Here is a 25,176-nt window from a genome sequence, read left to right on the forward strand (position 1 = left end):
GCAGAGAGGGTGGGGGTGGTCAGCGCAGGTCCAGGCCGGCGAGGTCGCCCGCCTCCCGCCAGCGCCTGAGGATGTTCACGAACTCCACCGAGCCGCCGCCGTAACTGGAGTTGAGCAGCGGCAGCCCGCTCGGATCGCCCTCGTTGTTGTAGAGGCCCGGCGTGCAGTTCTCCAGGAAGTCCAGGTCGCCCGAGGCGAGCCGGAGGATCTCCGCGACCCACTCCTTCTCGCCTGCCTCGGAGGCCTCCACGACCCGGTGGCCGCGCTCCTCGACGGACTTGACGATGTACGCGAGGTGCCGGGTCTGCTCGCCCAGCATGTACGCGATGTTGACGTGCCGGCCGGCCTGGACCTTGGAGAGGATGAAGCAGTTGGGGAAGCCGTGCACCTGGAGGCCGTGCAGGGTGCGCGCCCCGTCCGCCCACTTCTCCGACAGCCGCAGGCCGTCCCGGCCGATGATGTCGTAACCGGCCCGGTCGGTGTACGGGACGGCGAACTCGTGCTCGTACCCGGTGGCGAAGATCAGGCAGTCCACCGGGTACTCCCGGCCGTTCGCGACCACCCCGGCCGGGGTGAGCCGCTCCACGCCCCGCCCCTGGGTGTCCACCAGGGTCACGTTGGGCCGGTTGAACGTGTCCAGGTACTCGTCGTGGAAGCAGGGCCGCTTGCAGTACACCCGGTAGTACGGCTTGAGCGCGGCGGCCGTCTCCGGGTCGGTGACAACGCTGTCGATGCGGGCGCGCAGCTCCTCCATCTTGAGGAAGTCCGCCCGCTCCGCCGCCAGCGCCCGCTCCCTCGGGTCACCCCCGGTGTCGCCGGTGGGCAGGATCGCCGCGGCCAGCTTGGCCGTGGTCTGTGTCCAGCGGTCCTGGACCAGGTCCTCGTCCTGCGGGACCCCCGAGGTCAGCGCGTGGAAGTTCTCCATCCGGCGCTGCTGCCAGCCCGGTTCGAGGCTCTCCGCCCAGCCGGGCGGGGTGGGCCGGTTGCCGCGCACGTCGACCGCGGCCGGGGTGCGCTGGAAGAGGACGAGCCGCTCGGCCCACTCGGCGAGGTGCGGTGCGAGCTGGACGGTCGTCGAGCCGGTGCCGATGACCCCGACCTTCTTGTCCCGCAGCCTGGTCAGGTTGCCGGTGCTGTCGCCGCCGGTGTAGTCGAAGTCCCAGCGGCTGGTGTGGAAGGAGTGCCCGGCGAAGCTGTCCAGGCCCGGCAGCCCCGGGAGCTTGGGCCGGTGCATCAGGCCGATCGACATGGCCACGTACCGGGCCCGGAACAGGTCCCCCCGGTCGGTGCTGACCAGCCACCGCTCGTCGGCCTCGTCCCAGCGCAGCTCGGTGACGGTGGTCTGGAAGAGGGCGTCGCGGTAGAGGTCGTACCGGTGCGCGATCCGCTGGAGGTGGGCGAAGATCTCGGGCCCGGTGGAGTACTTCTCGGTGGGGACCGTGCCGATCTCCTCCAGCAGCGGCATGTAGATGTAGCTCTCCACGTCGCAGCGGACGCCGGGGAAGCGGTTCCAGTACCAGGTGCCGCCGACGTCACCGGCCTCGTCGATCAGCCGGATGCGCGCGAGGCCGGTCTGCTCGCGCAGGTGGGCGCCGGTCAGCAGACCGCCGATGCCGGCGCCGACGACGGCGACGTCCACCTCGTCGGTGAGCGGCTCGCGCTCCCGCCGCTCGGTGTAGGGATCGCGCGCGTAGCGGCCGAAGTCGCCGCGCGCGAACTGGTAGGTGCGGCCGGCGGTGCGTTTGTCGCGCTCCTGCCGGTACTTCTCCCGCACCGCTTCCAGGTCGATGGTCACTGCTTCCTCGCTACGGTCGTCGCTGTCGGCGCGGGCCACAGCTCCTCCTCGGCGGAAGGGGACGGAAAGGGGACATGACGCCACACGTCGTCGAACTGTTCGCGCAGCCGCAGCGGGGCGTCGGAATTGCTGAAGAGGTAGAAGCGGTCGGAGCCGAGGGCGTCCCACACGGTCTCGGCGACGTCCTCGGCGCTCACCGTGGTGTCGCCGCCCGCCCCGCGCGGTGCCGTCAGGCCCCGCACCATGGGCGTGTCCACCCGGCCGGGGCAGAGCACCGACACCCGCACCCCGGTGCCCCGCAGATCGGCGCGCAGACTGCGGGCGACCGCGAGGTCGGCGTGCTTGGAGGCGGCGTAGGCGGCGCTGCCGGCCCCGACCACGAAGGCGGACATCGAGGCGGTGTGGATCAGGTGGGCGGGCCGGCCGCGCTCCAGCAGCCGGGGCACGAAGGCGCGGGCCACCAGGACGTGCGCCCAGTGGTTCACCTCGAAGACCTGCCGCATCCGCTCCAGCGGCACCTCCCACAGCGGCTGCCCCACCGGCCCGAGGACCCCGGCGTTGTTGCACACCACGTCGACGTCGCCGAGCACCTCGAACGCCGTGTCCGCGAGCCGCGCGACGGCCCCCGGGTCCGTCAGGTCGGCGGTCACCGCGGTGACCCGGGCGCCCGCCGCGGTGAGTTCGGCGGCCCGGCGGCGCAGTTCCCCGCCGTCGACGTCCGCCATGACCACACCGGCGCCGGCCCGGGCGAACCGGCTGCTGAGGGCGAGGCCGATGCCGCCGGCCGCGCCGGTCACCACGGCTGTCCTTGTCTGTGACTGCACTGGGCTGTCTCCGCTTCTGCGCGCGGGCACGCCGAAGGGCGGCGCGCCGGTGCCGACGAGAAGGTACGGATCGGACCGCGCCGTCCGGGCGCGGGTGTCAGCGGGGGTCGGGGAGCTTCAGGCTGATCACGAGCACGGTCACCGCGAAACACCCCAGCAGGGCGATGACCAGCACGGTCGCCGACGCCGTCGTCAGCCAGCCGTCCAGGGAGAGGTAGAGACTGCCGCCGACGGTCGCGCCCAGCGCGGTCGCCATCTGCTGGCTGGTCACCAGCACACCGCTGCCCATGCCGGCCTGCGCGGGGGGTACGTCGGCGAGGATCATCCGGAACAGCGTCGGGCCGGTCAGCGCCGCGCCGACGCCGAAGAGGCCGATCCCGACGAGCACGAGCACCAGCGAGGGACGCGGCCAGCCGAGACCCATCACCAGGGCCAGCAGCAGCAGACCCGCGCCCTGGACGAGGGCGCCCAGGGTGACGATCCGCCCGCCGAGGGCCGCCGCGATCCTCGGGGTGAACAGCGTCACCGCGAAGAACGCCACGGCGAACGGCGTCAGCACCGCGCCGGAGGCGAGCCCGTCGAACCCGAAGTGCCCCTGCGCGACCAGCGCGTAGACGAACAGGAAGGCACCGAAGCCCGCCGAGAACGGCACCATCGCCGCCAGGCCCCTGCGCATCCCCGGGTGGGACAGCACCGACGGCGACAGCAGCGGCGAACCGCCCCGCGCCTCCAGGCGCCGCTCGGTCCGCAGCAGCGCCACCGCCCCCACCGCGGCGACCACGAGCAGCGACCACAGCCACAGCGGCCAGCCCAGGTCCGGGCCCGCCACGACCAGCGCCAGGACGCAGACCATGGTGACACCGAACAGCACGGTGCCCGCCGGGTCGAATCCCGGCCTCACATCGGCCCTGGTCGGCGGGACACGCCGGACGGCCAGCAGCGCGGCCACCCCGATCGGCACATTGATCGCGAAGACCGACCGCCAGCCCATCCCGGCGACGTCCAGGGAGACCAGCAGCCCGCCCAGGATCTGCCCGACGACCATGCCGAGCGCCGCGGTCGCCCCGTACAGGCCGATCGCCCGGGCGCGTGCCTGCCCCTGGGTGGCCGCCTGGATCGTCGCCAGTACCTGCGGTACGAGCATGGCGGCGGCGGCGCCCTGGAGCAGCCGGGCCGCGACGAGGAACCCGACGGTCGGGGCGAGCCCGCACAGCGCCGAGGTCAGGGTGAACGCCGCGAGCCCGTAGGCGTACAGGCGCCGTCTGCCGAAGGCGTCACCGAGCCGGCCGCCCAGCACCAGGCCGAGGGCGTAGGTGAGGCCGTAACCGGACACCACCAGCTCCAGCGCGGCGGGGCCGCCGTGGAGGTCGTCGTCGATCGAGTTCAGCGCCACGTTGACGATCGAGGCGTCGACGATGGACAGGGCGTATCCGGTGAGCACCACCATGAGGGCGAGGCCGGTGAGCCCCGCGGCGGCCGGTTCCGGGCCGGCCGGGTGGTGCGGTGCCGCGTCGGGCCCCTTCAGAGGGGGGAGTCCCTCGCGTTTCGTCATGCGTTGCCTGCCTGGGCGTTCGTGAGCGTGTGGGGGGTGTACGGGTCAGGGCGTTGCGACCGTGTCACTCGGCGGTGGCGGGGGTGCCCGTGATCTTCGACATGACGCCCTTGGAGGGGTCCTTCGCCGACTCCGGCCAGGGGGTCAGGGCGTTGAACCCGCGGTGCGAGGTGGCGGGCTGGACGCGGGTGTCCATCGACATCCGCATGCCGGCCGGGTCCACCGAGACGTTCGGGACGGACTTGTGGCACATCCAGGCGTGGAAGAGGAGCACGTCGCCCGGCTCCATCGGGGAGAACAGCAGCGGGCCGTCCGCCTCGAACTCCTCGGCCGGGATGCCGCGCACGGGGTGGCCGAAGCGGCGGAAGTTCTCGGTGAGGACGTGCTCGCGCGGGCCCTTCTTGTGGCTGCCGTCGGCGAGGGCCACGCCGCCTATGCCGTTGCTCGTGGGGAGCAGCGGTATCCAGGCGGTGCGGAAGTCCTTGTTCGGGCCTATGTAGAAGCCGTCCTGGTGCAGGGGGGTCAGGAAGCTCGGCTCCTCGCGCCCCGCGGCGGAGGGGTAGTAGCGGATCGTCGTCGACCTGAAGACGAAGACCGGCTCGCCGAAGGCCTGTTCCCAGACCTTGAGGGTGGAGGGGTGGTTCCACAGGTCGTCGTACTTGACGTAGTCGTGCATCGCCACCTCGTCGACCGCCTCGAAGGAGTCGATGGTGAGGGTGTCGAGGGTGGTGCCGGGGGCGGCGTGGCCGAGGGCCACCAGACCTTCGAGCATCTGCTCGGCGGCGGTCCGTACGAGGCCGCGGTCGAGGGCGCCGCGCAGATAGAGGTAACCGTGCTCGTCGTAGAACCGGTCGAGGGCCTCGCGGTCGTCGAGGAGGGGCGTGCAGTCGACGTAGTCGCGGTACGTGTCCGTCATGGTTCCTTGTCCTCGTGACGTCGGTGCGTGGGGGAGGGCGCGTCGGACCTCCGGGCGGGCCGGCGGCTTCGGCGGCGTCGGGGCCCGGAGGCGATGAGGGAAGGCGGCGCTGTCGCGCGCGGGGTGGTTCAGAAGGTGACGGGTATCTCGTCGAACCCGCCGGTGATGCGGTGCTCCTGCCAGCGCAGCGACTCCTCCGGCACCGCGAGCTGCAGGTCGGGCAGCTTGCGGAACAACCGCTCGAAGACGGCGGTCAGTTCGATGCGGGCCAGCGTGCGGCCGACGCAGTGCCGGATGCCGTGGCCGAAGGCGAGGTGCGACTTGGGCCGGGTGCGGGTCAGGTCGAGCCGGTGGGCGTCGGGGTACGCCCGGTCGTCGTAGTTGCCCGCGCCGATGGCCAGCATCACCGCGTCCCCGGCCCGGATCACGGTGTCGCCGACAGCGATGTCATCGTGCGCGTAGCGGGGGATGATCGCGTTGGACCCCTTGCCGCCGACGCCCAGGCGCAGGACCTCCTCGGTCGCGGCCGGGGCGAGTTCGGGCCGCTCGGCCAGCAGGGCGCGCTGGGCCGGGTTGCGCAGCATCAGCAGGGTGCCGAGGTCGATGCGGACGATGGTGGTCTCGTAGCCGAACAGCAGCACGGCGTTGCCCAGATGGGCGATCTCCGCGTCGGACAGGGCGCCGTCGGCCTCGGTGATCAGCTCGGACAGCAGGTCGTCGCCCGGCTCCGTCCGCTTGCGCGCCACCAGCTCCGTGATGTAGTCGACGACCTGCTGGAAGGTGTCGGCCGCGTGCTGGTCGTCGCTCTGGTCGAAGGTGCCCCGCGCGTACTGCCCGAACCGCTCCCGGTCGGCCAGCGGCACACCGAGCAGATCGCAGATCACCATGGTCGGCAGGGGGAACGACAGCGCGTGGTGCAGGTCGGCCGGCGGGGTGCTCGCGGCCATCGCGTCGAGCAGTTCGTCCACGTGCTCCTCGATGCGGGACTGCATGAGCCGCATCCGGCGGGTGGAGAACCGGGGCACCAGCAGGGCGCGCATCTGCGCGTGCCGGGTGGACTCGGTCTCGGGGTCGTCCCCGGCCATCAGCGCGACCATGAAGTTCCGGGCCGCGCTCTTGGCCGCTGTGCCCGGATTGGGATTGCTGAGGGCGAGCCGGCGGTCGGCCAGCAGCGTCCGTACCTCGTCGTAGCGGGTGACCAGCCAGGCGTCCTCTTCGGCGGTCCGTACCCGGGCGATCGGCCCTTCCTTCTGCAGTGCCAGCATCTGGGGTGCGATGCCCATCACGGAGGGATTGTCGAACGGTAACCGTGGAAGTTCTTGCATGCCGATCATGTTCACATGTTGAGGTGAACGCGTCAATCGGTGATTTTGAGTCAGGGATTCCGCCGGAGCCGATTGTCGCGGCCGGTGTACGCCCACCCGAACGCCGGGTTAATTCGCCGCTCTCATCAGCCAGGATGCCGCCCGGCATTTCCACCGTAATAGCGGGACCGGTGTCCGGTCGAGAATCAGTAAAATCACTGTCCCTTTCGGGACGGAGAGAGGTGCCGATCGTACACGCGTGCCGTCGGCGCGGTCCTCGCGCATATGACTGGAAGAGGGCGGTGAATGCGCCGGCGGCGTATTCCCGGCAGGAGCGGCCCACGGCCGGAAGGGCCCGGTCCGCCACCCCCGCCGCGGGGACGGCACGACCGGGCCCCCGCGGTCACGCGGTCGCGCCGCCGACCAGCAGGGTGGTGTCGACGAGTCGGTTGGAGAAGCCCCACTCGTTGTCGTACCAGCCGAAGACGTGGACGTGCCGGCCGTCCATGACCTGGGTGAGCAGCGAGTCGAAGATGCAGGACGCCGGGTCCCGGACGATGTCCGAGGAGACCACCGGGTCGGCGGTGTAGCGCAGGACGCGCGCGAGGTCGCCGTCCGCCGCCTTGCGGAACAGGGAGTTGACCTCGTCCACCGTGGTGTCCCGGCCGACCCGGACCGTGAGGTCGGTCAGCGAGCCGACGGGGACGGGGACCCGCACCGAGTACCCGTCGAGCTTGCCCTGCAGGCTCGGCAGCACCAGGCCGATCGCGCTGGCGGCGTTGGTGGTGGTCGGGATGGTGCTGAGGTTGGCCGCGCGGGCGCGCCGCGGGTCGGGGTGCGGGCCGTCCTGCAGGTTCTGGTCCTGCGTGTAGGCGTGGATCGTCGTCATGGTGCCGGTCTCGATGCCGAGCGCGTCGTCGAGCACCTGGGCCATGGGCGCCAGACAGTTCGTCGTGCAGGAGGCGTTGGAGACGATCGTGTGCCGCTCGGCGTCGTACAGGTGGTCGTTGACCCCCATGACGAGGGTGAGGTCCGCGTTCTTCGCCGCGGCGGAGACGACCACCTTCTTGGCACCCGCGTCGATGTGCGCGCGCGCCTTCGCGGCGTCGTTGAACACGCCCGTCGACTCGATGACGACATCGACCCCGAGGCGGCCCCAGGGCAGCTGGGCCGGGTCGCGCTCGCCGAGGACCTCGACCACGGTGTCGCCGACCTTGAGCGACGAGCCCTCCACGGTGACCTGCTGCGGCAGCGGCCCGTACACGCTGTCGTACTTCAGCAGGTTCGCCAGGCTCTCCGCGCTGGCCAGGTCGTTGACCGCGGCCACACGGATGTCGGCGCCGGAGTGGAGCAGGGCACGGAAGTAGCTGCGGCCGATGCGGCCGAATCCGTTGATTCCCACAGTGAGTGTCATGAATCCCGTCCTGATGGAGAGCCTCGCAGCACTGGCTGCGCGGGCGGTGTCATGTCATGTTTTCGTAAGCGGTGTTGCACTCCTCACGCGGAAGGATAACGTCGATCAGCCGACGCGGTGGAACAGGCACCGCCTCGGCGGGGCACCGAGTTCCCAGGGACGGGACCGTCAGTCCGGCGGCAGAACAGAATGCGCCAGGCCCGCAGATAATCAGCCACCTCGTATACGGCGCGGCTATTGCCGCCGGGAGAAGCCGGGCAGGGGCAGCGGGACCGCCTCTCCTTCGGCGCGGTGGCCCGCGATGTTCACATGGATGCCGTCACCCACGTCGTACGCCGGATTGATGCTGTTGGGCGCGACCGGGTCCTTGATGGTGTGGTCGAAGTCGACGAGGCCGTCGCACGCGCCGCCGCAGGTGCCCCGGTCGCGCACGAACGTGCCGATGTCCCAGCGGTGCCGGTTCATCCGGTCGGTGTAGATCGGGCGGGGCGTGACCGGTACGACGTGGACCGCGACGCCCGCCGCGCGCAGCCGGGCGAAGACCTCCCGGTAGGCGGCGACCACCTGGCCGGCCGTGCAGCCGTTCTGGAGGTCGTTGGTGCCGTAGAAGAAGATCACGTCCGTCACGCCGTGCAGGGCGAGGACGTCCCGGCCGAGCCGGGACGCGGCGTCGAGGCCGGCGATCCCGGCCGGTGAGCCGGGGCAGTCCGGGGCGGCGGTGGTGCCGTTGACTCCCGCGTTGGCGACGGCCAGTTGCCGGTCGGCGGGCAGCTCCCGGGTGATGCGGCGGGCGAGGACGTCGGTCCACCGGTTGTCGGTGGCCGGCGGGGTGCAGCCCGGACCGCAGTCCAGGCTCCCGGCGCCGTCCACGACGGAACTGCCGTAGGCGACGACCGTCCCCTTCACCCGGGGATTGCGGACGTCGACCGCGCTCACCAGGTAGGTGGCACCGGTCTCCGCGGTGAAGGCCGCGGCAGCGGCGTCCGTGGCGTGGTCGCCGCTGCCGGGCGGGGTGAGGTAGTTGCGCCGCCAGGCGGCGCCGTGCTCCCCGGGCCGTACGGCGCCGGGCACGTGGAGGCTGACGGCGAGGTCGGTCCCCGGCCCGGTGCCGAGGGCGACCGGGTCGCTCCACACCTCGCCGTGGGCCGGGACGGTCACCGAGCGCTGGCCGCCGAAGGTGAGGACGCGGGTGGTGCCCGGCCGGGTGGCGGCCCCGCCGTCCGCGCTGACGGCCACCGCGCCGCGGCCGAGGGCGAGCGGCGCGCCGGAGAACGTGTTCTGGACCCGCACCCGCACCGCGTCGCCGCCCTGGCTCAGCCGGGCGATGGAGCGGAGCGTCTGGTCGTCGAGGGACGCCGCCGACAGCCCCTGCTGGGACTGCGCCCACGAGGTGTGCCAGGCGCGGCCCGCCGGGGCGGCGGCGGAGCCCGAGCCGAAGGCCGGGGCGGAGACGGTGAGGGAGGCGAGGAGCAGGGCGGCCGCCGTCAGGGCGCCGGTCTTCCTGGTCAGGTGCACGATGTACCCGTCTGTCGGTCGGAAGCGGTGACTCGGCCACTCGGTGCTTGACGGGGACATGGTCGAGGAGGCATCCGCCGCGTCGCAAGGGGGCTGGTCCCGGCGGCCGTTCAGGACGCGGGTGGCGGCGGCGGTCAGGGCCGCAGGTGCCGGCGGCGGTCGGCGGCGGCCCGCTCGTAGGCCGCGCGGGCACCGGCGACGGCCGGCCGCGCGGCGACCTCGGCCACCGGCACGTCCCACCACGCCTCGGCCGCGGGAGCGGTCGGCGCCGGGTCGGTCTCGACGTACACGCAGGTCGGACGGGTCGCGGCGCGGGCGGTGGCCAGGGCCGCGCGCAGCTCGCCCACGGTCCTGGCGCGCAGCACGTCCATACCGAGGCTGGCGGCGTTGGCCGCGAGGTCCACCGGCAGCGGGCCGCCGGTGAACGAACCGTCGGCGGCCCGGTACCGGTAGGCCGTGCCGAACCGCTCGGCGCCCACCGCCTCGGAGAGCCCGCCGATGGAGGCGTACCCGTGGTTCTGGAGGACGACCAGCTTGACGGGGAGGTCCTCCTGCACCGCCGTGACGATCTCCGTCGGGTTCATCAGATAGGTGCCGTCCCCGGCCAGCGCCCACACCGGGGTGTCCGGTGCCGCCTGCCGGACCCCGAGGGCGGCCGGGATCTCGTAGCCCATGCAGGAGTAGCCGTATTCCAGGTGGTACTGGCGCGGGGAGCGGGCCCGCCACAGTTTGTGCAGGTCGCCGGGGAGCGACCCGGCCGCGTTGATCACCACGTCCGTGTCCCCGACCACCGCGTCCAGCGCCCCGATCACCTGCGTCTGCGTCGGCACCGCGCTGTCGTCGGGAGCGCGCAGGGCCGCCTCCGCGATCCGCTCCCAGCGCTCCTTCCCGGCGCGGTACTCGGCCGCGTACCCGGGGTGCACCCGGTGCCCGGCGAGCCCCGCGCCGAGCGCCTCCAGACCGGCCCGCGCGTCGCAGACCAGGGTGCGGGCGGCGAGCTTGTGGGCGTCGAAGGCGGTGATGTTGAGGTTGAGGAACCGGACCTCGGGGTGCTGGAAGAGGGTGCCGGAGGCGGTGGTGAAGTCGGTGTACCGGGTGCCGACGCCGATCACCAGGTCGGCGGTGCGGGCCAGCGCGTCGGCGACGGCGGTGCCGGTGTGGCCGATGCCGCCGACCTCGGCCGGGTGGTCGTGGCGCAGGGCGCCCTTGCCCGCCTGGGTGGTGGCGACGGGGATGCCGGTGGCGTCGGCCAGCTCCCGCAGCGCGGCCTCGGCCTCGCTGTGGTGTACGCCGCCGCCCGCGACGATCAGGGGACGCGCGGCGGACCGTACCGCCCGTACCGCGTCGGCGAGTTCGAGCGGGTCGGGCGCGGGGCGCCGTACCCGCCAGACGCGGTCCGCGAAGAAGTCCTCGGGCCAGTCGTACGCCTCGGTCTGCACGTCCTGGGGGAGGGCGAGGGTGACCGCGCCGGTCTCGGCCGGGTCGGCGAGGACCCGCGCGGCCTGGAGCGCGGCGGGGATCAGCGCCTCGGCGCGGGTGACGCGGTCGAAGTACCGGGAGACCGGGCGCAGGGTGTCGTTGACCGAGACGTCACCGGCCGCGGGGTGTTCGAGCTGCTGGAGGAGCGGGTCGGCGGGGTGGGCGGCGAAATAGTCGCCGGGGAGCAGCAGCACCGGCAGGCGGTTGACGGTGGCGAGGGCGGCGCCCGTGACCAGGTTGGTGGCGCCGGGGCCGATCGACGTCGTCACGGCCTGGGCGGAGAGGCGGTTGAGGTGGCGGGCGTGGGCGACCGCCGCGTGCACCATGGCCTGTTCGCTGCGGCCCTGGTGGTACGGCATCAGGTCCGCGTACTCGACCAGTGCCTGGCCGATCCCCGCCACGTTGCCGTGTCCGAAGATCCCCCAGGTGCCGGTGATCAGCCGGTGCCGTACGCCGTCCCGTTCGGTGTACTGGGCGGCCAGGAACCGCACCAGGGCCTGGGCGGTGGTCAGCCGGCGGACGCGGGCGGCGCTCATGCGGTGGCCTCCGGGGCGGCGCAGAGGGGGAGCCGGGGGTCGACGGGCTGTCCGGGCCAGGTGGCGCGGACCCAGGCGTGGTCCGGGTGGTCGCTGATCAGCCAGGCGCGGTCGGCGGCCGGGCCGGCCATGACGTTGAGGTAGTACATGTGGTGGCCCGGCACGGCCATCGACGGGCCGTGCCAGCCGTCGGGGACGAGCACCACGTCGCCGTCGCGCACCTCGGCCAGCACGTCGGTGCCGCGGCCGTGGCCGGAGGGGGAGACCCGCTGGTAGCCGAGGCCGGGGACGCCCTCGTGGCCGGTGAACTCGAAGTAGTAGATCTCCTCCAGCTCCGCCTCCTCGCCGGGGCGGTGTTCGTCGTGCTTGTGGGGCGGGAAGGACGACCAGTTGCCGCCGGGGGTGATGACCTCGACGGCGATCAGCCGGTCGCAGTCGTAGGTGTCGGCGGCGGCGAAGTTGTTGACCTGGCGGGAGCAGGCGCCCGCGCCGCGCAGTTCCACGGGGACGTGCCGGGCCGGCCCGTAGCGGGCGGGGAGGCGGCGGGCGCAGCGGGCGCCGGCGAGGGCGAACCGGCCGCCGGCGGCGGAGGTGACGGTGACCCGGGCGTCGCGCGGGACGTAGGCGAAGTCGCTGACCGCGCTGAACACGTCGGCGCGGCCGTGCAGTGCGAAGACGGCGTCGTCCGCGGTGACCGCGCAGGAGCCCGACAGCGGCAGCACGATCCACTCGCTGTCCCCGCTGTCGAAGGTGTGCGAGCCGTCCGGGGGGAGGGGGAGGATCCGCAGACCGCTGTACCCCCATCCGGCGCTCTCGGGTGTCACGTCCACCGCGTAGGGACCGTTGCCCGCCGTGCCCGCGGACAGGTGGTACGTCATCTGGAGTCTCCTTCTCGCAACAGCCCGACGGCCGTGTCCACCGCCCGCTCCACGCTGCCCTCGGCCGGGTAGAGCAGCGAACGGCCCACGACCAGACCCCGCACGGTCGGCAGCCGCAGCGCCGCGCGCCAGCGCGCGTACGCCGCCTCCTGATCGTGCCCCGCATCGCCGCCGAGCAGCACCACCGGCAGGGTGGAGGCGCGCAGGACTCCGGCCATGTCGGCGGGGTCGCGGGTGACGGGCAGTTTCAGCCAGGTGTAGGCGGAGGTGCCGCCGAGCCCGGAGGCGACGGCTATGGACCGGGTGACCGCGTCGGCGGACAGGTCGGTGCGCAGCCGGCCCCCGACGCGCCGGCACCAGAACGGTTCCACGAAGACCGGCAGCCGGTGCGCGGCCATGGCGTCCACGGCACGGGCGGCGGACTCCAGGGTGGCCAGCGATCCCGGGTCGGCCGGGTCGACGCGCAGCAGCAGCTTGCCCGCGTCGAAGCGGAGCCGGGCGAGATCCTCCGCCCGGTGTCCGGTGAACCGGTCGTCCAGCTCGAAGGCGGCGCCCGCGAGCCCGCCCCGGTTCATCGACCCCATGGCGACCTTGCCCTCCAGGGCGCCGAGCAGCAGCAGGTCCTCCAGGACGTCGGCGGTGGCCAGCACCCCGTCCACGCCCGGCCGGGCCAGCGCGGCGCACAGCCGCCCCAGCAGATCCGCCCGGTCGGCCATCGCCAGCGGGCGGTCCCCGACGCCGAGGGCGCCGCGCGCCGGATGGTCGGCGGCCACGATCATCAGCCGCCCGCCGGGCCCGAGCAGCGGGCGGCGCACCCGGCGGGCCGCCGCCTCGGCGACCGCCTCCGGGTGCCGGGCTCTGACCTCGGTGAGGTCGGCGGGGGTCAGGGGCACGACGGGACTCCGTTCGGGAGGGCAGGGGTAGCTCCGGCCGCCGGGGGTAGAGATCGGTCGCTCTTCCAGGTGTAGGACGCCCGGTACGACCCTGTCAACGCTTTGTACGGACATTCGAACCTACAGGTTGAATGTCTTGACAAGGTATGCGGGACGCATTTGTATCCGGTCCCAGCGCAAGGCCTTCTCCACGGCACAGGCTCACCCGTCGACAGTGAGGTGCACGAAAGATGGACCGTTCCGCTCCCGCCCGGCCACCCCGTCCCGCCCGGCACCGCTCCCCCCGCCGGCTCGTCCCCGTCCTGGCGCTGGCCGCGGCGGCGGCCCTGACGCTGGCGGGCTGCTCCAGCGGCTCCGGGGGCAAGGCGGCCGACGGGAAGGACGCGTCCGAGGCTGCCGCGGGCCGGGCGGACACCCCCCGGATGACGGTCGCCCTGATCACCCACCAGGCGGCCGGCGACACCTTCTGGGACATCGTCCGCAAGGGCGCCGAGGCCGCCGCCGCCAAGGACAACGTCAAGCTCGTCTACGCCCACGACCCCAACGCCGGCAACCAGGCGAGTCTGGTGCGCAACGCCATCGACCAGAAGGTCGACGGCATCGCCGTCACCCTCGCCAAGCCGGACGCGCTGAAGGGCGTGGTGGCCGAGGCGCGGCGGGCGGGGATACCCGTCGTCGGCCTCAACTCCGGTCTCGGCGACTGGAAGCGGATGGGGCTGACGGAGTTCTTCGGCCAGGACGAGAGCGTGGCCGGCGAGGCGTTCGGCAGGAAGCTCGACGAGGTCGGCGCGAAGAGGGCCGTCTGTGTCCTGCACGAACAGGGCAACGTCGGCCTCACCCAGCGCTGCGACGGGGTGCGGAAGACCTTCACGGGCACGGTGGAGAACCTTTACGTCAACGGCACCGACATGCCGTCCGTCCAGTCCACGATCACCGCCAGACTCCGGCAGGACGGCGCCGTCGACCACGTCGTCACCCTCGGTGCGCCGTTCGCCATGGCCGCGGTGAAGTCGGCGGCCGAGGCCGGCGGCACGGCGAAGGTCGCCACCTTCGACCTCAACAAGGAGCTGACCGGCGCCATCCGGCAGGGCGACATCGAGTTCGCCGTCGACCAGCAGCCCTACCTCCAGGGCTACCTGGCCGTCGACGGGCTGTGGCTCTACGAGAACAACGGCAACTACAGCGGAGGCGGCGAGCAGCCCGTGCTGACCGGGCCGGCCTTCGTGGACAAGTCCAACGTCGAGCGGATCGCGCGGTACGCGGCGAAGGGCACCCGGTGACGAGCGGCGTCCCCCGGGCGGTGACCGCCGCACCGGCCGCCGGGCCGGGCCGGGCTCGACGCCCGCTCGCGCAGCGGCTGCTGGCCCGCCCCGAGACCGGTGTCCTGCTCGGCGCCGTCGCCGTACTCGTCTTCTTCCTGATCGCGGCGCCCTCGGTCCGCCAGGGCGGCTCGATGGCGACCGTCCTCTACCAGTCCTCCACCCTCGGCATCATGGCGCTGCCGGTGGCCCTGCTGATGATCGGCGGCGAGTTCGACCTGTCCGCCGGCGTCGCCGTGGTCACCTCGGCGCTCACCGCTAGCATGCTCAGCTACCAGCTCACCGTGAACGTCTGGACGGGCGTCCTGGTCGCCCTGGCGGTCTCCCTCGCCGTCGGCGCGTTCAACGGCTGGCTGCTGGTGAGGACCCGGCTGCCCAGCTTCCTCGTCACCCTCGGCACCTTCCTGATCCTGCAGGGCGTCAACCTCGCCGTCACCAAGCTCGTCACCGGCAACGTCGCCACCGATGACATCAGCGACATGGACGGCTTCGGCCAGGCCGAGGCCCTCTTCGCCTCCTCCTTCGGCGTCGGCGGCGTCCAGGTGAGGATCACGGTGGTGTGGTGGCTGGTCTTCGCCGCCCTCGCCACCTGGGTGCTGCTGCGCACCCGGTACGGCAACTGGGTCTTCGCCGTCGGCGGGGACCAGGAGAGCGCCCGCGCGGTCGGCGTGCCCGTCACCTTCACCAAGATCTCCCTGTTCACGCTGGTCGGCTTCGGCGCCTGGTTCACCGGCATGCACCAGCTCTTCTCCTTCAACACCGTGCAGTCCGGCGAGGGCGTCGGCCAGGAGCTGATCTACATCGCCGCCGCCGTCATCGGCGGCTGCCTGCTGACCGGCGGCCAGGGCTCCGCGATCGGCCCGGTCTTCGGCGCCTTCATGTTCGGCATGGTCAACCAGGGCATCGTCTACGCCGGATGGAACCCCGACTGGTTCAAGGCGTTCCTCGGCGTCATGCTGCTCGGGGCCGTCCTCGTCGATCTGTGGGTCCGCCGCACGGCGGCCCGGAGGTGAGCGCATGACCGGCACACCCCTCGCGGAGCTGCGCGGAGCCGGGAAGTCCTACGGCACGGTCCGCGCGCTGCACGGCGTCGACCTCGCCGTCCACCCCGGCCGGGTGACCTGCGTGCTCGGCGACAACGGCGCCGGCAAGTCCACCCTCATCAAGATCATCTCGGGGCTGCACCAGCACACCGAGGGCACGTACCTGGTCGACGGCGCACCCGTACGGTTCACCACCCCGCGCGAGGCCCTGGACCGGGGCATCGCCGCCGTCTACCAGGACCTGGCCACCGTGCCGCTGATGCCGGTGTGGCGGAACTTCTTCCTCGGCTCCGAACTCACCAAGGGCCCCTGGCCCGTCCGCCGCCTCGACATCGCCCGCATGAAACGGACCGCCGACGCGGAACTGCGGGCCATGGGCATCGCCCTGGACGACCTGGAACAGCCCGTCGGCACCCTCTCCGGCGGCCAGCGCCAGTGCGTCGCCATCGCCCGAGCCGTCCACTTCGGCGCCCGCGTCCTCATCCTCGACGAACCCACCGCCGCGCTCGGCGTCAAGCAGTCCGGCGTGGTGCTCAAGTACGTCGCCGCCGCCCGCGAGCGCGGCCTCGGCGTCGTCCTCATCACCCACAACCCCCACCACGCCCACCTGGTCGGCGACCACTTCACCGTGCTCCGCCTGGGCACCGTGGAACTCTCCGCGGCCCGCGCCGACATCACCCTCGCCGAACTCACCGACCACATGGCGGGCGGCACCGAACTGGACGCCCTGAAACACGAGCTGGCGCAGTCCGGCGGGATCGGCCCGGCCGCGCCCCCCGACGCCTCCCCGCGGGAAGGACACACCTGACATGACCCCCGTGCTCGACCGTATCCGGGTGGGCTCGGCCCCCGACTCCTGGGGCGTCTGGTTCCCCGACGACCCCCGGCAGGTGCCCTGGGAACGCTTCCTGGACGAGGTCGCCGAGGCCGGCTACGAGTGGATCGAGCTGGGCCCCTACGGCTACCTGCCCACCGACCCGGCCCGGCTCACCGACGAGGTGGCCCGGCGCGGGCTCAAGGTCTCCGCGGGCACCGTCTTCTGCGGACTGCACCGGGGTCCCGCCGCCTGGGACGCCGCCTGGGAGCAGGTCGGCCGGGTCGCCGCCCTCACCCGGGCGGTGGGCGCCCGGCACCTCGTCGTCATCCCCTCCTTCTGGCGCGACGACAAGACCGCCGAGATCCTCGAACCCCCCGAGCTGACCCGCGAGCAGTGGGCCCACCTCGCCGGCGGCATGGAACGCCTCGGCCGCGAGGTGAAGGAGACGTACGGCCTCGACATCGTCGTCCACCCGCACGCCGACACCCACCTGGACACCGAGGAACACGTCGCACGCTTCCTCGACGCCACCGACCCGGGCCTGGTGAACCTCTGCCTGGACACCGGCCACTACGCCTACTGCGGCGGCGACAGCGTCCGGCTCATCGAGACCTACGGCGAGCGCGTCGGCTACCTGCACCTCAAGCAGGTCGACCCCGGGGTCCTCGCCGAGGTCCGGGCGGGCGGGCTGCCGTTCGGGCCGGCCGTGCGGCGCGGGGTGATGTGCGAGCCGCCGGGCGGCGTGCCCGCGCTGGAACCGGTCCTGGCGGCGGCCCAGCGGCTCGGCGTGGACCTCTTCGCCATCGTCGAGCAGGACATGTACCCCTGCGAGCCGGACCGGCCCCTGCCCATCGCGCGGCGCACCCGGCGGTTCCTGCGCTCCTGCGGGGCCTGACCGGACCGGACCCGCTCGGCGGGCCGTCACCGCGAGCGCGCGCTAGCGTCGACGGTACTGGCCCTTCGTCCCGCTCCGGGAGACCGTCATGACCACACGTCTCAACCCGTACCTCAGCTTCGACGGCGACGCCCGCCAGGCGATGGAGTTCTACGAGGAGGTGTTCGGCGGCACGCTGACGCTGAACACCTACGCGTCGTTCGGCGGCTCGCCCGGCCCCGACGCCGACAAGATCATGCACGGCATGCTGGAGACCCCCGACGGCTTCACCCTGATGGCCTCCGACCTGCCGCCCGGCATGGACCACACCCCGGGCAGCGCCTTCTCCATCAGCCTCAGCGGCGACGACGCCGAGCGACTGCGCCACTGGTGGACGAAGCTCTCCGCGGGCGGCACCGTCGCCGTGCCGCTGGAGAAGCAGATGTGGGGCGACGTCTTCGGCATGTGCACCGACCGCTTCGGCGTGCCCTGGATGGTGGACATCGGCGGGACGGAGGACTGAGCGCGCCCCTCACGCCCGGCGGACCTCCGCCGGCGCCACCGGCCGGTGCTCGCGCAGCGACAGCGCGCACGCCTCCGCGATCCACCCCGCCTCCAGCGCGTCCTCGACCGTGCACGGCGAGGGCCGCGACCCGGCGGCCACCTCGGTGAACGCGGCCAGTTCGGCGCGGTAGGCGGCGGCGAACCGGTCCAGGAAGAAGTCGTGCGGCACACCGGACGGAAAGGTCACGCCGGGCTCCACGGAGCGCAGCGGCAGCCGGTCGTCCAGGCCGACCGCGACCGAGTCCGCGAACCCGTGCAGTTCCAGGCGGACGTCGTGGCCGCGCCCGTTGTGCCGGCTGTTGGACACCACGGCGAGGGTGCCGTCGTCCAGGGTGAGCACCGCCCCCGTGGTGTCGGCGTCCCCGGCGTCCCGGATGTACGCGGCGCCCCGGTTGCCACCGGCCGCGTACACCTCGCCCACCTCGCGGCCCGTCACCCACCGGATGATGTCGAAGTCGTGCACCGCGCAGTCCCGGAAGATGCCCCCGGAGGCGGCGACGTAGGCGGCCGGCGGCGGCGCCGGGTCCAGGGTGGTCGACCGTACGGTGTGCAGCGGGCCCAGCGCGCCGGAGCGCACCGCCTCCCGGGCGGCGGCGTACCCCGTGTCGAAGCGCCGGTTGAAACCGATCTGCACCGGCACGTCACATCCCGCGAGCGCCTTGTGCACGTCCACGGCCTCCGCCATGGTGCGGGCGACCGGCTTCTCGCAGAAGACCGGCACCCCGGCGGCCACCCCGGCCCGGATCAGCGCCGGGTGGGCGTCGGTGGCCGCCGCCACGACGAGCCCGTCCACCCCGGCGGCCAGCACCTCCTCGGGAGAGTCCGCGACCAGCGCGCCGTACCGCTCGGCGACGGCCCGCGCGAGCCCGGCGGCCGGATCGGAGACGACCAGGGACTCGACGGCGCCGAGCCCGGCGAGGGTCTCGGCGTGGAACGCGCCGATGCGGCCGAGACCGAGGATGCCGATACGCATACGGGTGCTCCTGAAGTGGGGGAGAGGGAGATCAGGGCTGTACGTCCGTCCAGGTGCCGCCGCGCGCCGAGCGGGCCATCGCGTCCAGCACGGCCGCGCTGCGCACCGCGTCCGTCAGCGTCGCGCCGTGCGGGACGCCCTCGGCGATCGAGCGCAGGAACCGGTACGCCTCCACCACCTTCAGGTCGTCGTACCCCATGGCGTTGGCGGCGCCCGGCTGGAACGCGGCGAACTCGCCGTCGCCCGGACCGACGTACACCGTGCTCACCGGCTGGTCCTGGTAGGCGGTGCCGCGGCTGACACCCAGCTCGTTCATCCGGCGGAAGTCCCAGAACACCGCGCCCTTCGTGCCGTGCACCTCGAAACCGTAGGCGTTCTGCTCGCCGACCGAGACCCGGCACGCCTCCAGCACCCCGCGGGCGCCGGAGGCGAAGCGGAGCAGGCAGCCGACGTAGTCCTCGTTCTCCACCCGCCCGGGGACGCCGCCCGCGGCGCGGGTGTGACCGGCGGTCGCGTCGGCCGGGCGGGGCCGCTCGGGCAGGAAGACCGCGGTGTCGGCGGTCACCGCGGCGATGTCCCCGCACAGGAACCGGGCCAGGTCCGCGCCGTGCGAGGCGAGGTCGCCCAGTACCCCGCTGCCGCCGCGCTCCCGCTCGTAGCGCCAGGTCAGCGCGGAGTCGGGATGCGCCGCGTAGTCGCTGAACAGCCGGACGCGGACATGGGTGACGGTGCCGATGTCCCCGGCGGCGATCAGGTCGCGGGCCGCCTCGACGGCGGGCGCCGAGCGGTAGTTGAAACCGACCGCGCCCTGGACGCCGGCCCCGGCGACGGCACCGGCCACCGCGCGGGCGTCCTCGGCGGTCAGCCCCACCGGCTTCTCGATCCACAGGTGCTTGCCCGCCCCGGCCATCGCCACGCCGATCTCGCGGTGCAGGAAGTTGGGCGCGGTGACGCTCACCGCCGCCACCCGTGGATCGGCGGCCACCTCGCGCCAGTCCCGCACCGCCGAGCCGAACCCGAACCGGGCGGCGGCTTCCTCGCCCCGGCCGGGCACCTCCTCGGCGACCACGACCAGTTCGGGGCGGACGGCGAGGTGCGGATAGTGGTGGCGGACCCGGGCGTACGCCTGGGTGTGCACCCGGCCCATCCAGCCGAAACCGACGACGGCGACACCGAGCGTTTCCTGCGGACGAGCGGGGTGAGCCATGTGGACCCTTCTGCCCTTGTTCCGACCGTTCCCTCACCTGTCCCCGTCACCCTGGGGACCGCGTGGCCCCGGTGTCAAGGCCGCGACGGGTGAGCCGGCCGGCCCCTGAACGGCCCCTCATCCGGCGAACAAAATTGTTGACAATCTTGTTTGGATAGATTTACGTTCGACAGGCACTCACTCAGGGAGGGCACATGCCGAAACAAGCCGGTCCGAGCACCGGGGAGCAGGCGAAACAGCTTGCGCTCGGACAGCTGCGGGAGGCGATTCTGCGCGGCGACATGGCACCGGCCCAGCGGCTGGTGGAGAACGAACTGGCCGAGCAGTTCGGTGTGACACGGGCCAGCATCCGGGCCGCACTGATCGACCTGGAGTCGCAGGGGCTGGTCGAGCGCATCCGCAACCGGGGGTCGCGGGTGCGGGTGGTGACCGTGGAGGAAGCGGTCGCCATCACCGAGTGCCGGCTGGTCCTCGAGGGGCTCTGCGCGGCCAAGACGGCCGCCGCCGTCACCGACGAGCAGCTCGTCGAGCTGACCGGGCTGGGCACGGCGATGCGCAAGGCCGTGGCCGACGGTGAGCCGCTGACCTACTCGGAACTCAACCACCGGCTGCACACCCGCATCCGGGAGTTCTCCGGCCAGCTGACCGCGCTGGAGCTGCTGGAACGGCTCAATGCCCAACTGGTGCGCCACCGCTTCCAGTTGGCGCTGCGTCCGGGACGGCCCCAGCAATCCCTGAAGGAGCACCTGGCCATGATCGAGGCGATCGAGGCCAGAGACCCGCAGGCGGCCGAGGCGGCCGTCCGCGCCCACCTCACCAGCGTGATCGAGGCGTTGCGCGACTGACGCGCGGCGGGCGGACGCGCACCCGCTCACCCGGTCCGCCCGGGTGAGCGGGGGAGCGAGGGCGTGCCGGCGGCCCGGCCCGAGAAGGAAGAGATCCCGTGTACCCGTACCCGCAGACCGTGGAGGAGCAGGCATGAGCGGCGTCATCGTCACCGACCCGCCGAAGGCGGAGGCCAAGGATGTCGAGGCCCTGTCCGGGTACGGCGTGGCCACCGTGTCCGAGGCGATGGGCCGCACCGGCCTCCTCGGCCCGCACCTGCGCCCGATCCAGCAGGACACCCGGATCGCCGGCACCGCGGTCACCGTGCTGTCCTGGCCCGGCGACAACCTGATGATCCACGCCGCCGTGGAGCAGTGCGGCGAGGGCGACATCCTGGTCGTCGCCACCACCTCGCCCTCCACCGACGGCCTGTTCGGCGAGCTGTTCGCCACCGCGCTCCAGCGGCGCGGGGTGCGCGGCGTGGTCCTCGACACGGGCATCCGGGACACCTCGGAGCTGCGCCAGATGGGCTTCCCGGCCTGGTCGGCCGCCGTGTCCGCGCAGGGCACGGTCAAGGCGACCGGCGGCAGCGTCAACGTGCCGATCGTCATCGGCGGCCAAGTGGTCCGCCCCGGCGACGTGATCGTCGCCGACGACGACGGTGTCGTGGTCGTCCCGCGCGAGCGGGCCCGGCGGACCGCCGAGGCGTCCGAAGCCCGGGAGAAGAAGGAGGCCGCGACCCGCGCCGCCTTCCTGGAGGGCCAGCTCGGCCTGGACCGCTACGGGCTGCGCGAGGAGCTGGTCCGGCTCGGGGTGACGTACCGGTCGTACGAGGAGTACACGCGCGGCGGGGACGACTCGTGAGCGCAGCCGACGAGGTCCGCTGCATGCTGATGCGCGGCGGCACGTCCAAGGGTGCCTATTTCCTGGCCGAGGACCTCCCGTCCGACGCCGCCGCCCGGGACGGCCTGCTGCTGCGGGTGATGGGCAGCCCCGACCCGCGCCAGATCGACGGCCTGGGCGGCGCACACCCGCTGACCAGCAAGGTCGCCGTCGTCTCCGCCTCCGAGGACCCCGAGGCCGACGTCGACTACCTGTTCCTCCAGGTCGCCGTGGACACTCCCGAGGTCACCGACCGGCAGAACTGCGGCAACATCCTCGCCGGGGTCGGCCCGTTCGCCGTGGAACGCGGGCTGGTCCCCGCGGGCGGCACCGAGACCACCGTCCGCATCCGGATGCGCAACACCGGGGAACTGGCCGTCGCCACCTTCCCCACCCCGGGCGGACGCGTCGACTACACCGGTGACGCCGGGATATCCGGTGTCCCGGGCACCGCCGCCGCCGTCGTCATCGAGTTCCCGCAGGGCGGCGCCCCGCTGCTGCCCACCGGAAACGTCCGCGACACCGTCGCCGGCACCGAGGTGACCTGCGTCGACAACGGCATGCCGGTCGTGCTGATCCCGGCCGCCGCCCTGGACGTCACCGGCTACGAGGAGCCGCGGGACCTGGAGGAGGACGTCGCCCTCGCGGACCGCCTGCGGGAGATCCGGCTGGCGGCCGGCCGGCTGATGGGCCTCGGTGACGTCGAGGGCACCACCGTGCCCAAGCTCAGCCTGCTCGCGCCGCCCCGCGCCGGCGGCGCGGTCACCACCCGCACCTTCATCCCCGTCCGCTGTCACACCTCCATCGGTGTCCTGGGCGCCGCGAGCGTGGCCGCCGGACTGCGCCTGCCCGGCGGGGTGGGAGAGGGCATCGCGGAACTGCCCGGCAGCGGCGACCGCGTCCGCGTCGAACACCCCACCGGCTTCCTCGACGTCGAGACCGCCGTCGACCCCGGAGCCGGGGGCACGCCCCCGGCGGTCCGCCGTACCGCCGTCGTGCGCACCGCACGGAAGATCTTCGACGGCACCGTGTTCCCCCGGCCGGCCGGGACGGCCCCGGTCCCCGCACCATCCTCTGGAGGCAACGATGACTCCGCCGCTCGGTGACATCGCCCATATCGGTCATACTCAGCTGTTCACCCCCGACCTCGACGCCAGTGTCGGCTTCTTCACCGACTTCCTGGGCCTGACGGTCAACGGCCGTGACGGTGACACCGTCTACCTGCGCACCTACGACGACTACGAGCACCACAGCCTGGTGCTCACCGCCCGCGAGACACCCGGCCTCGGCCGGCTCGCGCTGCGCACCTCCGGTGAGGAGGCCCTCCAGCGCCGGGTGCGGGCGCTGGAGGAGGCCGGCCGCGGCGGCACGTGGGTCGAGGACGAGCCGGGCATCGGCCGGCTCTACGTCACCACCGACCCCGACGGGCACGAGCACGCCCTGTACTGGGAGAGCGAGCACTACCGGGCACCTGACGAGCTGAGGCCCGCGCTGAAGAACCAGCCGCAGGCCAAGCCCGACCGGGGTGTCGGGGTGCGGCGCCTGGACCACATCAACTTCCTCGCCTCCGACGTGCTCGCCAACGCCGAGTTCCAGGAACACCTCCTGGGCGCCCGGCCCACCGAGCAGATCCGGCTCGACACGGGGAGGATCGCCGCCCGCTGGCTGACCTTCACCGACAAGTCCTACGACGTCGTCTACACCGAGGACTGGACCGGTTCCGAGGGACGGCTGCACCACATCGCCTTCGCGACCGACACCCGCGAGGAGATCCTGCGCGCCGCCGACCTCGCCATCGACAGCGGTGTGTTCATCGAGACCGGCCCGCACAAGCACGCCATCCAGCAGACGTTCTTCCTGTACGTCTACGAGCCGGGCGGCAACCGGATCGAGCTCTGCAACCCCCTCACCCGCCTGGTGCTGGCGCCCGACTGGCCGCTGATCACCTGGACCGAGGAGGAGCGGAAGAAGGGCCAGGCCTGGGGCCTGAAGACCATCGAGTCCTTCCACACGCACGGCACGCCGCCGGTCGCCTGACCGGACGGCCGGCAGAGGGGGGCGGTCCGCGCACGAGGTGCGCGGACCGCCCTGTCGTTTCGCTGAGATTGTTGACAAAAGTGTTGACGACTACCTGAACGGTTGCTTAGGTTCAGCGCACTCCTTATTCGGTCCGAGAGGAAACAACGATGTCCTCCTCCCTCGCCCCCTCCTCCCGGGGCAGCAGACTGGCGCTGCTGGTCGTCCTCCTGTGCTGGGTCGCCGTCCTCTTCGACGGCCTGGACATGTTCATCTACGGCTCCGTGCTCCCGCACATGCTCCAGGAGAAGGCGCTGGGGATCACCTCCGGCCAGGCGGGCGACCTGGGCAGCTACGCCACCTTCGGCATGCTGGTCGGCGCGCTGGCCGCGGGGACGATCGCGGACCGGATCGGCCGCAAGAAGCTGATGCTCTCCTGCGTCACGCTGTTCTCCCTGGCCTCCGGCCTCTGCGCGGTCGCCGGCAGCGTGGCGGTCTTCGGACTGGGCCGCACCCTGGCCGGTGTCGGCCTCGGCGGCCTGCTGCCCACCGCGATCAGCATGGTCTCCGACTACGCCCCCCGGGGCCGGGCCGCCCTCACCATCGGCCTGCTGATGACCGCCCACCACGCCGGCGGCATCCTCTCCGCCTACGTCGCCCTGTGGATCGTCGAGCCGCTCGGCTGGCGTGCCGCCTTCTGGGTCTGCGTGGTCCCGCTGCTCTTCGTCCCGGTGCTGCTCAAGTGGCTGCCCGAGTCCCTGAGCTTCCTGGTCGCCCAGGGTCGCCGCGCGGAGACGTCCGAACTGGCCGCCCGCTACGACGCCGAGCTGCCCGCGGCCCCCGCCGCCAGGACGGCCGGCGCCCGCTGGGGCAACCTCGCCGCCCTCTTCCAGGGCCGCGAGTGGATCCAGACCCTGCTGTACTGGCTCGCCTCCTTCGGCGGCCTGCTCCTCGTCTACGGCGTCGCCACCTGGCTGCCCACCCTGATGCGCAGCGAGGGCTACGAGCTGGGCTCCGCGCTGACCTTCGTGGTCCTGTTCAACCTCGGTGGCGTCGTCGGCATGCTGGTGGCCGGCCGCGCCTCCGACCGGTTCGGCGCCCCGCGCATCTCGGCCCTCTGGTTCGCGCTGACCGCCGCCGGTGTCTTCCTGCTCAGCGTCCACATGCCGCTGGCGCTGACCTTCGTGGTCGTCTTCCTCACCGGTGTCTTCCTCAACAGCGCCCAGGTCATGATCTACGCGACGGTCTCCATCGGCTCCACCCCCGACAGCCGCGCCACGGCCGTCGGCTGGACCTCGGGCATGGGCCGCTTCGGCGCCGTCTTCGGCCCCTGGCTCGGCGGCCAGCTGCTCGCCGCGAACAACGGCGACTGGGGCTTCACCGCGTTCGCGCTGGCCGGTGTGTCGTCGATGGTCTTCATCGGCATCGCCGCCGCCCGCACGGGCCGCCGCACGGCCGGGGGCGGCTCCGGACAGCAACTGGTGGGGGCCGCGCACTGAGCGGCACCGCACCGGACACCGGCCCCCGCGAGGAAGCGGGGGCCGCGGCGT

22 protein-coding genes are annotated in these 25,176 nt (G+C 72.8%); 10 read left to right on the plus strand and 12 right to left on the minus strand.

What is annotated here, in order from left to right:
- Positions 1-19 precede the first annotated feature (19 nt).
- The 10 genes from ptlE to Sdagh_RS24070 all read right to left on the minus strand — a co-directional run bounded on the left by ptlE (position 20) and on the right by Sdagh_RS24070 (position 13,106).
- Entirely contained in the window at positions 20-1,774 is a 1,755-nt protein-coding gene (gene ptlE / locus Sdagh_RS24025) for a neopentalenolactone/pentalenolactone D synthase (RefSeq protein WP_189416269.1), read from the minus strand.
- A gap of 17 nt (positions 1,775-1,791) precedes the next feature.
- Complete coding sequence (gene ptlF / locus Sdagh_RS24030) at positions 1,792-2,592, minus strand: 1-deoxy-11-beta-hydroxypentalenate dehydrogenase (RefSeq protein WP_306888197.1); 801 nt, start codon at positions 2,590-2,592, stop codon at positions 1,792-1,794.
- A gap of 124 nt (positions 2,593-2,716) precedes the next feature.
- Complete coding sequence (locus Sdagh_RS24035) at positions 2,717-4,171, minus strand: MFS transporter (protein WP_189415817.1); 1,455 nt, start codon at positions 4,169-4,171, stop codon at positions 2,717-2,719.
- Positions 4,172-4,235: 64 nt separating this feature from the next.
- Positions 4,236-5,087 (minus strand): 1-deoxypentalenic acid 11-beta-hydroxylase, encoded by an 852-nt coding sequence (ptlH, locus tag Sdagh_RS24040; protein WP_189415818.1) that lies wholly within the window; start codon positions 5,085-5,087, stop codon positions 4,236-4,238.
- Between the two features lie 128 nt (positions 5,088-5,215).
- Positions 5,216-6,421, minus strand: a complete 1,206-nt coding sequence (gene penM, locus Sdagh_RS24045) for a pentalenolactone synthase (protein WP_370594937.1) — start codon at positions 6,419-6,421, stop codon at positions 5,216-5,218.
- 373 nt (positions 6,422-6,794) lie between these two features.
- A complete protein-coding gene (gene gap, locus Sdagh_RS24050; protein ID WP_189415821.1) occupies positions 6,795-7,805 on the minus strand; it encodes a type I glyceraldehyde-3-phosphate dehydrogenase in 1,011 nt (336 codons plus the stop codon).
- A 234-nt stretch (positions 7,806-8,039) separates the two neighbouring features.
- Positions 8,040-9,320, minus strand: coding sequence for a GDSL-type esterase/lipase family protein (locus Sdagh_RS24055; protein WP_226535622.1), 1,281 nt, complete (start codon positions 9,318-9,320; stop codon positions 8,040-8,042).
- A gap of 134 nt (positions 9,321-9,454) precedes the next feature.
- Entirely contained in the window at positions 9,455-11,335 is a 1,881-nt protein-coding gene (iolD, locus tag Sdagh_RS24060; RefSeq protein WP_190077062.1) for a 3D-(3,5/4)-trihydroxycyclohexane-1,2-dione acylhydrolase (decyclizing), read from the minus strand.
- The gene (iolB, locus tag Sdagh_RS24065; RefSeq protein WP_189415825.1) at positions 11,332-12,213 is read right to left on the minus strand and encodes a 5-deoxy-glucuronate isomerase; all 882 of its coding nucleotides are present in this window, start codon (positions 12,211-12,213) and stop codon (positions 11,332-11,334) included. The genes iolD and iolB overlap by 4 nt, the downstream gene beginning before the upstream one ends.
- Positions 12,210-13,106 carry a Cgl0159 family (beta/alpha)8-fold protein gene (locus tag Sdagh_RS24070; RefSeq protein WP_189415827.1) on the minus strand — a complete coding sequence of 299 codons (897 nt, stop codon included), beginning with the start codon at positions 13,104-13,106 and terminating at the stop codon, positions 12,210-12,212. The genes iolB and Sdagh_RS24070 overlap by 4 nt, the downstream gene beginning before the upstream one ends.
- A gap of 230 nt (positions 13,107-13,336) precedes the next feature.
- On the opposite strand from Sdagh_RS24070, the gene Sdagh_RS24075 reads away from it, so the two are divergent.
- The 5 genes from Sdagh_RS24075 to Sdagh_RS24095 all read left to right on the plus strand — a co-directional run bounded on the left by Sdagh_RS24075 (position 13,337) and on the right by Sdagh_RS24095 (position 17,682).
- On the plus strand, positions 13,337-14,386 hold the full coding sequence (locus Sdagh_RS24075; RefSeq protein WP_189415828.1) for a substrate-binding domain-containing protein: 1,050 nt from the start codon (positions 13,337-13,339) through the stop codon (positions 14,384-14,386).
- Positions 14,383-15,438: an ABC transporter permease gene (locus Sdagh_RS24080; protein WP_189415829.1), complete on the plus strand. Its 1,056-nt coding sequence runs from the start codon at positions 14,383-14,385 to the stop codon at positions 15,436-15,438. Before Sdagh_RS24075 ends, Sdagh_RS24080 begins: the two co-directional genes overlap by 4 nt.
- A 4-nt stretch (positions 15,439-15,442) precedes the next feature.
- A complete protein-coding gene (locus Sdagh_RS24085; protein ID WP_189415830.1) occupies positions 15,443-16,276 on the plus strand; it encodes an ATP-binding cassette domain-containing protein in 834 nt (277 codons plus the stop codon).
- Between the two features lies 1 nt (position 16,277).
- Complete coding sequence (locus Sdagh_RS24090; protein WP_190009445.1) at positions 16,278-17,180, plus strand: sugar phosphate isomerase/epimerase family protein; 903 nt, start codon at positions 16,278-16,280, stop codon at positions 17,178-17,180.
- A gap of 88 nt (positions 17,181-17,268) precedes the next feature.
- On the plus strand, positions 17,269-17,682 hold the full coding sequence (locus tag Sdagh_RS24095) for a VOC family protein (protein ID WP_190009443.1): 414 nt from the start codon (positions 17,269-17,271) through the stop codon (positions 17,680-17,682).
- Positions 17,683-17,691: 9 nt separating this feature from the next.
- Here the strand turns inward: Sdagh_RS24095 and Sdagh_RS24100 are convergent, their stop codons facing one another.
- Positions 17,692-18,696, minus strand: a complete 1,005-nt coding sequence (locus tag Sdagh_RS24100) for a Gfo/Idh/MocA family protein (protein WP_190077061.1) — start codon at positions 18,694-18,696, stop codon at positions 17,692-17,694.
- Positions 18,697-18,727: 31 nt separating this feature from the next.
- Positions 18,728-19,903, minus strand: a complete 1,176-nt coding sequence (locus Sdagh_RS24105; protein WP_190077060.1) for a Gfo/Idh/MocA family protein — start codon at positions 19,901-19,903, stop codon at positions 18,728-18,730.
- 194 nt (positions 19,904-20,097) lie between these two features.
- On the opposite strand from Sdagh_RS24105, the gene Sdagh_RS24110 reads away from it, so the two are divergent.
- The 5 genes from Sdagh_RS24110 to Sdagh_RS24130 all read left to right on the plus strand — a co-directional run bounded on the left by Sdagh_RS24110 (position 20,098) and on the right by Sdagh_RS24130 (position 25,125).
- Positions 20,098-20,748, plus strand: a complete 651-nt coding sequence (locus tag Sdagh_RS24110; RefSeq protein WP_189415837.1) for a GntR family transcriptional regulator — start codon at positions 20,098-20,100, stop codon at positions 20,746-20,748.
- Positions 20,749-20,881: 133 nt separating this feature from the next.
- Positions 20,882-21,592 carry a 4-carboxy-4-hydroxy-2-oxoadipate aldolase/oxaloacetate decarboxylase gene (locus tag Sdagh_RS24115; protein WP_190009440.1) on the plus strand — a complete coding sequence of 237 codons (711 nt, stop codon included), beginning with the start codon at positions 20,882-20,884 and terminating at the stop codon, positions 21,590-21,592.
- Positions 21,593-21,615: 23 nt separating this feature from the next.
- Positions 21,616-22,716, plus strand: a complete 1,101-nt coding sequence (locus Sdagh_RS24120) for a 4-oxalomesaconate tautomerase (RefSeq protein ID WP_190009612.1) — start codon at positions 21,616-21,618, stop codon at positions 22,714-22,716.
- Positions 22,697-23,647, plus strand: a complete 951-nt coding sequence (locus Sdagh_RS24125) for a catechol 2,3-dioxygenase (RefSeq protein WP_189415841.1) — start codon at positions 22,697-22,699, stop codon at positions 23,645-23,647. Before Sdagh_RS24120 ends, Sdagh_RS24125 begins: the two co-directional genes overlap by 20 nt.
- A 149-nt stretch (positions 23,648-23,796) precedes the next feature.
- Positions 23,797-25,125 (plus strand): MFS transporter, encoded by a 1,329-nt coding sequence (locus tag Sdagh_RS24130; RefSeq protein ID WP_190077059.1) that lies wholly within the window; start codon positions 23,797-23,799, stop codon positions 25,123-25,125.
- Positions 25,126-25,176: the final 51 nt, after the last annotated feature.

Origin of the sequence: Streptomyces daghestanicus, from assembly GCF_020521275.1 — a bacterium.
GTDB lineage: Bacteria > Actinomycetota > Actinomycetes > Streptomycetales > Streptomycetaceae > Streptomyces > Streptomyces griseoviridis.

Coding starts and splice junctions, on each gene's coding strand:
- Sdagh_RS24035 (WP_189415817.1), bottom strand. CDS start 4,171: ATGACGAAACGCGAGGGACTCCCCCCTCTGAAGGGGCCCGACGCGGCA.
- ptlH (WP_189415818.1), bottom strand. CDS start 5,087: ATGACGGACACGTACCGCGACTACGTCGACTGCACGCCCCTCCTCGAC.
- penM (WP_370594937.1), bottom strand. CDS start 6,421: ATGATCGGCATGCAAGAACTTCCACGGTTACCGTTCGACAATCCCTCC.
- gap (WP_189415821.1), bottom strand. CDS start 7,805: ATGACACTCACTGTGGGAATCAACGGATTCGGCCGCATCGGCCGCAGC.
- iolD (WP_190077062.1), bottom strand. CDS start 11,335: ATGAGCGCCGCCCGCGTCCGCCGGCTGACCACCGCCCAGGCCCTGGTG.
- iolB (WP_189415825.1), bottom strand. CDS start 12,213: ATGACGTACCACCTGTCCGCGGGCACGGCGGGCAACGGTCCCTACGCG.
- Sdagh_RS24075 (WP_189415828.1), top strand. CDS start 13,337: ATGGACCGTTCCGCTCCCGCCCGGCCACCCCGTCCCGCCCGGCACCGC.
- Sdagh_RS24085 (WP_189415830.1), top strand. CDS start 15,443: ATGACCGGCACACCCCTCGCGGAGCTGCGCGGAGCCGGGAAGTCCTAC.
- Sdagh_RS24090 (WP_190009445.1), top strand. CDS start 16,278: ATGACCCCCGTGCTCGACCGTATCCGGGTGGGCTCGGCCCCCGACTCC.
- Sdagh_RS24095 (WP_190009443.1), top strand. CDS start 17,269: ATGACCACACGTCTCAACCCGTACCTCAGCTTCGACGGCGACGCCCGC.
- Sdagh_RS24100 (WP_190077061.1), bottom strand. CDS start 18,696: ATGCGTATCGGCATCCTCGGTCTCGGCCGCATCGGCGCGTTCCACGCC.
- Sdagh_RS24105 (WP_190077060.1), bottom strand. CDS start 19,903: ATGGCTCACCCCGCTCGTCCGCAGGAAACGCTCGGTGTCGCCGTCGTC.
- Sdagh_RS24110 (WP_189415837.1), top strand. CDS start 20,098: ATGCCGAAACAAGCCGGTCCGAGCACCGGGGAGCAGGCGAAACAGCTT.
- Sdagh_RS24115 (WP_190009440.1), top strand. CDS start 20,882: ATGAGCGGCGTCATCGTCACCGACCCGCCGAAGGCGGAGGCCAAGGAT.
- Sdagh_RS24120 (WP_190009612.1), top strand. CDS start 21,616: ATGCTGATGCGCGGCGGCACGTCCAAGGGTGCCTATTTCCTGGCCGAG.
- Sdagh_RS24125 (WP_189415841.1), top strand. CDS start 22,697: ATGACTCCGCCGCTCGGTGACATCGCCCATATCGGTCATACTCAGCTG.
- Sdagh_RS24130 (WP_190077059.1), top strand. CDS start 23,797: ATGTCCTCCTCCCTCGCCCCCTCCTCCCGGGGCAGCAGACTGGCGCTG.